The sequence below is a fragment of the Nostoc sp. CALU 546 genome, from assembly GCF_048836525.1.
Map to the genome: position 1 here is coordinate 1 of NZ_JAWJTF010000332.1, position 2,157 is coordinate 2,157.

Genomic DNA, 2,157 nt, shown 5'->3' on the forward strand with positions numbered 1-2,157 from the left:
CTCTGCTAGCTGGGTATAAGTAATTGCTACTTCTGGTTTAGCGTGAGGGTTGTGGAGGGCGACAATATTACCAAATTGTTGAGCGGCCAAAGGCCAAATTTCTGGCAGCGATTCCACATTTGTGTAATCTACCACCCGCTTTAATGCTTGGCGTTCTCGTTCACTAATGTTAGATAAAAAAGAAGACGCGGTTTGGGTTTTTGACATAACACCTTACCTAAGTATCGTAAACTGATTATTTTCCAGCTTATTTTGTTATTACGCTACAATATCTATCCTTATTATCTACATTCCCTTCTGTGTATGATAATTCCAGGAATTCCACGTTTATATTTACAAAAGTTTATGGTAAAGTTAATTTACATAGAGTGCAAGCAATGGATTGTGTTTGCATCTAAGAACAGCGATGTCTACGACGGCCTACGCCTACGCCTATTTTTCACAGGAGATGATTACCTATGAATTTTATAGACACAATAATGCTAACGCTGCTCAATATTGCTGCTTGCATAGCGTTACCTAAAATTTTAGCTATCATTTTGGCTGAGAAAACCAAACTTACCGAAGCGTTACAGGATGGTTCCAAATTACAAACAGCCAAAATTGAACTTACCAGTTTTCCTTATTGTACAGCTTACCCAGTAACAGGTAGTCAATTTTGTAAATTCAGTCCTGATTTCTGTGCTAAATGTTCTCCGAATTGATGGACTGTTTGCCAAGAGAAATTACTCAGTACTTCGACGACGAACTATTAAATTAACTCTTTCTAATTTCGTCAAATCTCTTATATTGTTATTTTGTTCGTAGTTAGCGCTTTAGCAAAGACAGCGCTAACTACGAACTTAGTAAATGAAACTTGACAAACCACTAGTACAGCACGGCGGAAATAAACCGAGTATTAAACGGCCAAAACTTTACCCTTATATGTATAATTGAAAGGTTTAGGCATTGTTTGATTAAAGTAGTCAATAAAAGCAATAATTCTAGTTTTAAGGTCATCCTGACTCTTGAAACTGCCTCTTCTTAGTAACTTCCGTACCAAAATACTAAACCAAATTTCAATTTGGTTTAGCCAAGAAGAATGTAGTAGTGTGTAATGGAAAACGATTTGATCTGTCGGGTCAATTAAAACAGTTGCACGAGATTTCATTAGGCAAATTTCTTGATTGCAGACTACTCTCGATATTCTTTTTCTGGTACTCTAAAAGCTGCATATTTCCATTCATTACCTTCTAAATATTCAATTTTAAACTCTCCTTTAGTCACTAAACTAATATCTTTCAGGTTTACTATCGCATTTTCTCCTAATAAAACACACTCAGAGTTGCTAGTGGAAGGTTGATTTGGCGTTGTATTTATTTGATTAATAACTTTACGCTGCAATTCTTGATACTGTTGCTCTGTTATTAATTTAGAATCGTATAACTTTTTTATATCTCTTAGTTGATTTTCTATATTTGAGCCACCTTGATTTGACAAGCTATCTACTTGACAAGAATCTGGCTTAAAAGCAATTTTTCTAACAGGATGATCCCACCATTTAGAAACCTGAGTTAACCAATTAGTTGTTCTTGTTGTATGTACTACTTTTACTTGATTATCAGTTATTTCTAAACGAACCCAATCAGTGGATCTTTTTTGAATCAAACCAGCAAATCCCCAAGACAAAACACTTCCTACTGAAACCCCAGAATCTGCAAGACGAAGCTTTATAACTCTAGGTTCTATAGCTTGTCCTATTTTAATTGGAGCCAAAGCTACAGAATTAATATTATTAACAAGGAAAGTAGGATTCTTTTCTGTCCCAGTGGAAGGCTTTACTGCTGTAGAATTTGTAACCAATACTGCTATTAGCAAAATGGTAACTTTCTTGCTCATGCTTCTTATTATTTTTTTTACTGAAAAACGTGTAAATTAATAGACTATAGTAATTAATTTCAGGTTGTCAAGAAAATAATATTTAAGATTAGCCCTGTCAAGGTGGATAACAATTTTAGACATTAACCTCTTATCTCTGTGTTTTCTATATCTCTGTGGTTAAATTAATGACTAATTCACCGTATAGCTACAGAGAAGCCAGTGTGTTGCAGTGAGTTCAGTGCTGTAAGCAGGTTCTCTGTTGTAGCAACTGGCGGAACACAGAGAGAAAAAAGAGAT

The 2,157-nt window shown here is 35.1% G+C and carries 3 protein-coding genes and 1 pseudogene; 1 reads left to right on the plus strand and 3 read right to left on the minus strand.

All coding sequences use genetic code 11. The features are described from left to right. Positions 1-207: pseudogene (locus RRG12_RS43375) on the minus strand (long-chain fatty acid--CoA ligase); the annotation flags it as partial. Positions 208-458: 251 nt separating this feature from the next. On the opposite strand from RRG12_RS43375, the gene RRG12_RS43380 reads away from it, so the two are divergent. Continuing rightward, positions 459-704 carry a hypothetical protein gene (locus tag RRG12_RS43380; protein WP_069072571.1) on the plus strand — a complete coding sequence of 82 codons (246 nt, stop codon included), beginning with the start codon at positions 459-461 and terminating at the stop codon, positions 702-704. A 194-nt stretch (positions 705-898) separates the two neighbouring features. On the opposite strand, the gene RRG12_RS43385 is transcribed toward RRG12_RS43380, so the two are convergent. Further along, positions 899-1,150, minus strand: a complete 252-nt coding sequence (locus RRG12_RS43385) for a transposase (RefSeq protein WP_420762613.1) — start codon at positions 1,148-1,150, stop codon at positions 899-901. 23 nt (positions 1,151-1,173) lie between these two features. Further along, positions 1,174-1,878: a hypothetical protein gene (locus RRG12_RS43390; protein WP_420762614.1), complete on the minus strand. Its 705-nt coding sequence runs from the start codon at positions 1,876-1,878 to the stop codon at positions 1,174-1,176. Positions 1,879-2,157 lie beyond the last annotated feature (279 nt).

Bases quoted from the DNA above. Each gene is read 5' to 3' on its own strand.
- RRG12_RS43380 (WP_069072571.1), top strand. From the start codon at position 459: ATGAATTTTATAGACACAATAATGCTAACGCTGCTCAATATTGCTGCT.
- RRG12_RS43385 (WP_420762613.1), bottom strand. From the start codon at position 1,150: ATGAAATCTCGTGCAACTGTTTTAATTGACCCGACAGATCAAATCGTT.
- RRG12_RS43390 (WP_420762614.1), bottom strand. From the start codon at position 1,878: ATGAGCAAGAAAGTTACCATTTTGCTAATAGCAGTATTGGTTACAAAT.